This window comes from Streptomyces sp. S6 (genome assembly GCF_054880855.1).
The window spans coordinates 1-6,540 of sequence record NZ_JBTYMC010000341.1 but is presented as its reverse complement, the minus strand read 5'-3'; the positions used below and the strand labels follow the sequence as shown (position 1 = coordinate 6,540).

The following is a 6,540-nucleotide window of genomic DNA, read 5'->3' as shown; positions in this document are numbered from 1 at the left end:
GGGCGGGGTCCGCGCTCGTCGAGCCCGCCGGGTGCGCGCAGTGGCGGCTCGACGTGACCGAGCCCGGCTCGTTCGGCGACCTCGCGCTCGTCCCGGACGCCGAGGGGACTGCCGAGTTGGCGGCCGGGCAGGTGCGGGTGGCGGTGCGGGCGGCCGGGATGAACTTCCGGGACACCCTGATCGCGCTGGGCATGTACCCGGACGCGGCCCGGCTGGGCAGTGAGGGGTGCGGTGTGGTGTCCGAGGTGGGGCCGGGTGTGACCCGGTTCGCGGTCGGGGACCGGGTGATGGGCACCCTGAACACGTCGTTCGCGCCCGTGTCGGTGGCTGATGCCCGGTTGCTCGCGCCGGTTCCGGAGGACTGGAGCGACGTCGAGGGGGCTGCCGCGTCGGTGGTGTATCTGACGGCGTGGTACGGCCTGGCCGACCTCGGGAAACTCGGAGCCGGACAGCGCGTGTTGATCCACGCCGGTGCCGGGGGTGTCGGCACGGCCGCCGTCCAACTCGCCCAGCACCTGGGGGCCGAGGTGTTCGCCACCGCCTCACGCGGCAAGTGGGACGCCCTGCGCGCCGCAGGACTTGACGACGCCCACATCGGAGACTCCCGCACCCTCGACTTCCACGACCACTTCCTGAACGCCACCGACGGCAAGGGCATGGACGTCGTCCTCAACTGCCTGGCAGGTGAGGCCACGGATGCCTCTCTCCGACTGCTCCCGAACGGCGGGCGGTTCGTGGAGATGGGCAAGACCGACCTCCGCGACCCCCACCAGATCGCCGCCGACCACCCCGGCGTCACCTACCACCCCTTCGACCTCGCCGACGCCGGCCCCGACCACATCCAGCACATCCTCGACACCCTCCACCCCCACTTCACCACCCGCACCCTCACCCCACCCCCCGTCACCACCTGGGACATCCACCACGCCCCCGACGCCTTCCGCGCCCTCGCCCAAGCCACCCTCACCGGCAAAGCCGTCCTGACGCTCCCGGTGTCCGGCTTCGCCCCCGGTGAGACCGTACTCGTGACCGGCGGTACCGGGACGCTGGGGGCGCTCGTCGCCCGGCGTCTCGTCGAACTGCACGGCGTACGGCATCTCACCCTCCTGTCTCGCGGCGGCCCGCAGACCCAGCGGGCCGACGCGCTTCGCACCGTGCTGACCAGCGTCAGCGCGGATGTGGAGGTCGTGGTCGTGGCCGGCGACATCGGTGACCCCGATGTGCCGGCCCGGCTGCACACCGTGCTGTCCGACGCCGGGCTGAGGCTCGCGGCGGTCGTGCACTGCGCGGGTGTCACCGACGACGGGGCGCTCTCCGCGCTGACTCCTGAGCGGCTGGCCGGGGTGCTGCGTCCGAAGACGTACGGCGTCCAGCAGCTGGCGCAGCTGGCGCGACTGCATCCGGGTGTCCGGCGGTTCGTGCTGTTCTCCTCCGCCGCCGCGGCTCTCGGTTCGCCGGGGCAGGCCAACTACGCGGCGGCCAACGCTTTCCTCGACTCTTATGCCCGCACGTTCGGCGGGTCGGCCGTGTCTGTCGGGTGGGGTCTGTGGGCGACTCAGAGCGCGCTCACCGCGCATCTCACGGCCGCCGATCACCGGCGGCTGCGCTCGGGTGGTTTCAAGGCGCTGTCCGACGAGGAGGGTCTGGCTCTGTTCGACGCGGCGCTGACCGGTGCCGCTGTCGGGGAGGCGGTCGTCGCGGCGCCGGTGGACTCGGCGGCGCTGCGTGCCTGGGGTGTGCGGGGTTCTCTGCCGCCGCTGTTGCGGTCCCTCGCGGGTTCCGGTGGTGGTGTGCGGCGGCGGGCGGCGCGGGAGTCCCGGGAGCCGGGTGACGTGTTGCGCCGGCGGTTGGCGGCGTTGCCGGTGGAGCGGCGTGACAGTGCTCTGCTGGCGTTGGTGCGGGGTGAGGTGGCCGCGGTGCTCGGGCATGCGGCGCCCGCGCTGATCGACGCTCAGCGGTCGTTCCGGGAGATGGGGTTCGATTCTCTGACGGCGGTGGAGTTGCGTAACCGGTTGAACGCGGCCACGGGGTTGCGGTTGCCGGCGACGCTGGTGTTCGACCATCCCCGGCTGGACGCTCTCGCCGCGTTCGTCGGCGGGCGGCTGTTCGAGGGTGCCGGTCGGGAGCCGGTGGGCGGGGTGCGGGTGGAGGAGAGCGAGGCGCGGGTGCGGAGTCTGCTGCTGTCCGTGCCGTTGGAGCGGCTGCGGGAGAGCGGTCTGCTGGACTCGCTGCTGGCTCTCGCGCCGGGTGCGCCCTCGCCTGTGGTGTCTGCGGAGGCTGAGATCGCGTCGCTGGACGCGGCTTCTCTCGTCGAAATGGCGAGGAACCTGTCCGCGGGTTCCGTCTGACACCGGGACTGTGCGGCACAACTGAATGAGGGGAAACTGAAAGAGCCTGCCTGGTATGTACCGGGCAGGCTCAAAGGTCTTGTGGGGGGAGTTCAGACCGCTTCGCGCAGGGCTGCCTCGACGTAGAGGGGGAGTTCCTGGCGGGAGGTGATGTCGAGTTTGCGGTAGACGCGGGTGAGGTGCTGTTCCACCGTGCTGACGGTGATGAAGAGTTCTTCGGAGATCTCGCGGTTGGTGCTGCCTCGGGCCGCGAGGGCGGCGACGCGGAGTTCGGACTCGCTGAGGATGGAGGCGAGGTTCAGGGAGTGGGGGCCTCGGGGGGCGCGGCCGGTGGTGGGGTCGCCGTCGCTGAGGGCGGCGATGCGTTCGAGGAGGACTCCGGAGCGGGATTCCTTGGCGAGTTGCCTGGCCTCGCACAGGGCTTGTTCGGCGGGGCCGCTCTGGCCGAGTTCCTGGTGGGCGTCGGCGAGGTCGGTCAGTGCCTCGGCGAGCACCCAGCCGCCGCTGGTCTCCCGCAGGCGTTCGATGGCGCGGTCGAGCAGGGCGGGGCGTTCCTGTCGGCCGGCGAGCCAGGCGCGGACCCGGAGACATTGCCCGGAGTGGACCGGTTCGGTGCCGGAGGCGGCGTCTTCGTGTTCGGTGAGGAGGCGGGCGCATTCCTGTTCGTTGCCGATCCTGAGCCAGGTCTCGGCCGCGTCGATGCGCCAGGCGGGTTCCAGCCAGCCGGGCAGTTGCCAGCGGGCGGCGCGGCGGCCGACGGCGAGGAAGTCCGAGAGGGCGAGGTGGGAGCGGCCGAGGCCGGCCAGGAAGTGGCCGCGGGCCAGCAGGAAGGGGAGGGAGAAGAAGCTCTGCGCGAAGTCCGCGGGCAGCGGCCGGTCGAGGAGCCGGGTGGCCTCCTCGTAGCGGCCGGTGGCGGCGCAGACGTCGACGAGGACGGCGAGGGGGCCGCCCTGGATCCAGTAGCTGGGTTCTCCGGTGCAGGCGTCGAGGACGTCGCGGGCGTGGCCCTCGGCCTCGGTGAGCCAGCCTCGGGCGAGGTCGGCCTCGGCGCGGACGGCGGTGAGGACCTGCCGCCAGCCTTCGACTCCGCGTCCGGCGGCCTCGCGGGTGAAGTGCGCGGCCCAGGCGCCGGCGAGGTCGGGGCGGCCTTCCCTGATCAGGCAGACCAGTGCGGGGACGATGAGGTTGAGGGTGTTGTCGCCGAGTTCGAGGGTGCGCAGGTGTTCCTCGGCCTGGCGGGCGTCGGTGCGGTGGGAGCTGAGGCGGCTGAGGCCGAATCCGAAGCCGAATTGGATCAGCTCGTTGAGGGCCTGTCCGGCGCCGGAGCCGAGGACTCCGGTGTCGCGCAGGTCGGGGACGGCCTGGAAGATCCAGGGCCAGTGGGCGTCCTGCGGGCCGAGGGCCTCTTCTGCGGCCTCGGCCGGGGGGAGGGCCGTCCGCAGGGCGGTGATGCCTTCCTCCAGCCTGCCGCATTCCAGGAGCAGCCGGGCGTGGAGCGCGATGCGGGCCTCGCAGGGCTCGTGGCCGTGGGGGCAGGGTTCGTCCGTGATCTGCTGGAGGAATCTGGGGGCGGCCGTCCAGGGGGCGGTGCGCATGGTCACGCCGTAGCGTTTGTGGACGATGCGGGCGTAGTCCTGGCATGCGGTGGCCGCTTGTTCGGCCAGGGCGAGGCAGTCGTCGGCGAGGCGGACGTCGTCCTTGTCGAGTGCTTCGGCGGCGGCTCGTTCCAGGACGGAGATCTGCCAGGGGCCGGCGACGGTGCGGGTCCGCAGGAGGAGCCGGGCCAGTTCGCCGGGGCCGGTGCCGCGCCGGTGGAGGAGTTCGGCGACCTCGGCGTCGAGGGCGGTGCGCTGCTCGCGCCCCAGTTCTTCGAGGATGCCGGCGGCGACGTGCGGGTGGCGGATGCGCCAGCCCTGGAGGAATCCGGCGGCGCCCAGCAGGTTGCGGCCGTAGTCGACGGCGACGGGGCTCAGTTTGAGGACGGTGGCCAGGCTGTCGAGGTCGGCGAACTCGCCGAGTGCGGCCATGCCGGCGGCGACCTTCAGGGCGAGCGGGCCGCTCTCGCGTACGCAGGCGACGGCTTCCTGGACGAAGAGGCCGTGCGGCTGGGGCCACTGGTTCGGGGAGGGTGATGTGCCGGCCTCTTCGGAGAGGGCGTACAGCAGGAGGGGGTTGCCGCCGCTGACGGCGTGTGCCGTCTCGGCGCCGTCCGGGGAGGTGGTGGCGCCCAGGGCCGTCCACATCTCGCGGCCCTGTTGCAGGGTCAGCGGGTGCAGCCGGATGCGGTGGACGTCGGGCTGGCGGAGGAGGTCGCGGTGGAGGGCGGGGGCGAAGGCGCCGCCGAAGGGCAGCAGGGTGAGGACCAGCATCACCGGTTTGTCGGCGAGCCTGCGCATGACGTCGAGGAGGAGCCGGGTGCCGTGTTCGTCCCGGCTCTGGGGGTCGTCGCGGCAGACGACGACCGGTGCGTCACGGGAGAGGTGTTCCAGCCGGTCGACGAGGTTCTGTATCTCCTGGGCCGAGGCCGCCTTGTCCGCCGCGACGGTGGGGGCGACGGTGAGGACCCTCGCCCCCTGCCCGGTGCAGTACTGGGTGAACAGGTCGAGAAGGGCGGTCTTGCCGCATCCCACACCGCCTTCCAGGACGACGCTGAGGGGATTGCCACGCGTGCACGAGGCGTACAGCGATTTCATGGACAAGAGTTGACCATCTCGACAACTTTGAATCATCGCGTTCCACTTCCGGTCCCGGACCCGCTGTAAAAACGGCGTGAACAATTTCGGCGTACTGGAGTCAGTTCACTCTTCTCGGTCTCTCGCGCATACAGGATGCCCCACTGTCACGCCCCAACTATAGGCCAGGTCGTAGAAGTTTCAAGCGATGACTGACACGTTTACATTGCCGCAGTCCCTCTCTCGCATTCCAGCGCCCGGAATTACTGCGCAATGACCGGGCGCTTCCTCTCGATTAATTCCCTCCGTCCCCTGTGCGCGATAAGCGGGAACGGGGGCAATACGAAAGTCACGCTCCGAGACCGGTCAGCCAGTCGTGGATCACCGTCGCGGTGGTGTCGCCGTGGTCCTCGATCATGGAGTGGTGATCGCCGGGTACATCCGTCACCGTCAGCGGGACCGGCCACACGGTCTGCCACTCCTGCGGCACCTCCTGCGTGTGCCCGGGGTCCGGCATGACGGGCACGGAGGCGCGCAGCAGCAGTCCGGGCGTGCGCAGCGGGGCGGGTGCCCAGGTCTCGAAGAGCGAGAAGTACGACGCCATCGCGGTGAGCCGAAGACCCGTCATCCGGCCGAACTCGGCCTCGCGTTCGAGGGAGCGGGACTCCATGACGTGGACCATGTACTCGGTCTGCGGTGTGCCCGCCAGATAGGTGTCCAGCATGACGACGCCCACGGCCGGTGAGCCCAGCTCCTCCAGTCGGGCGGCGACCGCGTAGGCGAGGGAGCCGCCGGAGGAGCGGCCGGCCAGCGCGAACGGGGCGCCGTCCAGTGTGCGCAGGATGGTCCGCGCCGCGTGCTCGGCCGCCGCGTCGACGCTGTCGGCGACGAGTTCTCCCGAGGCGAAGCCCGGCATCATCAGCGAGTAGGTGTCCCGCAGCCCGCGCAGCGGCCGGGCCAGCGCGACGAACTCCTGGTCGCTGGCCCACACCGACGTCGACGGCAGGCCGATCAGCGCGGGCCGGCCCGTGCCGTCGCCCTCCCCGAGGCGCACCAGGCCCGGCGCCCGGCCCGCGTCCTCGGCGGAGGCGAACGAGGGGCGCAGGCCCGCCGAGTTCATCAGGACCTTGGCGGCCCGGCCGAACTGCCCGACCGACACCGCGTGCCGGTAGAGCGCCTCCACCGCGTCGGCGACGGACGTCGTCGGGTCGGCCGGTGCGGCGGACACGGCGCCCGTGCTCGGCGCCGGGGCGGTGAACCGGTCGTCCAGCGCGGCGGCGAGGGCGGCCGGGGTCGGGTGGTCGAAGACCAGGGTGGGCTGGAGGCGCAGCCCGGTCGTGCCGGCCAGCCTGTTGCGCAGTTCGACGGAGGTCAGCGAGTCGAAGCCGAGGTCGCCGAAGGCCCGTTCGGCGTCGATGCCGTCGGGTCCGTCGTGGCCGAGGACGCGCGCCGCCTCGGTGCGCACGAGGTGCAGCAGGGCCTCGGCGCGGGCGGCGGGTTGCAGTGCGGCCAGCGTGCCG

Annotated in this window: 3 protein-coding genes; 1 reads left to right on the top strand and 2 read right to left on the bottom strand. The window is 71.8% G+C overall.

Going from position 1 to position 6,540, the window contains the following annotated elements; translation table 11 throughout:
• Nucleotides 1–2,348 (top strand): SDR family NAD(P)-dependent oxidoreductase (locus tag ACVNF4_RS30465; protein WP_461806108.1); only part of this gene is annotated, 2,348 nt, incomplete at its 5' end.
• Nucleotides 2,349–2,440: 92 nt separating this feature from the next.
• Here the strand turns inward: ACVNF4_RS30465 and ACVNF4_RS30460 are convergent.
• On the bottom strand, nt 2,441–5,041 hold the full coding sequence (locus ACVNF4_RS30460) for a LuxR C-terminal-related transcriptional regulator (protein ID WP_461806107.1): 2,601 nt from the start codon (nt 5,039–5,041) through the stop codon (nt 2,441–2,443).
• A 328-nt stretch (nt 5,042–5,369) separates the two neighbouring features.
• A partial coding sequence (locus ACVNF4_RS30455; protein ID WP_461806106.1) for a thioesterase domain-containing protein occupies nt 5,370–6,540 on the bottom strand: 1,171 nt, incomplete at its 5' end.

Coding starts and splice junctions, on each gene's coding strand:
- ACVNF4_RS30460 (WP_461806107.1), bottom strand. CDS start 5,041: ATGAAATCGCTGTACGCCTCGTGCACGCGTGGCAATCCCCTCAGCGTC.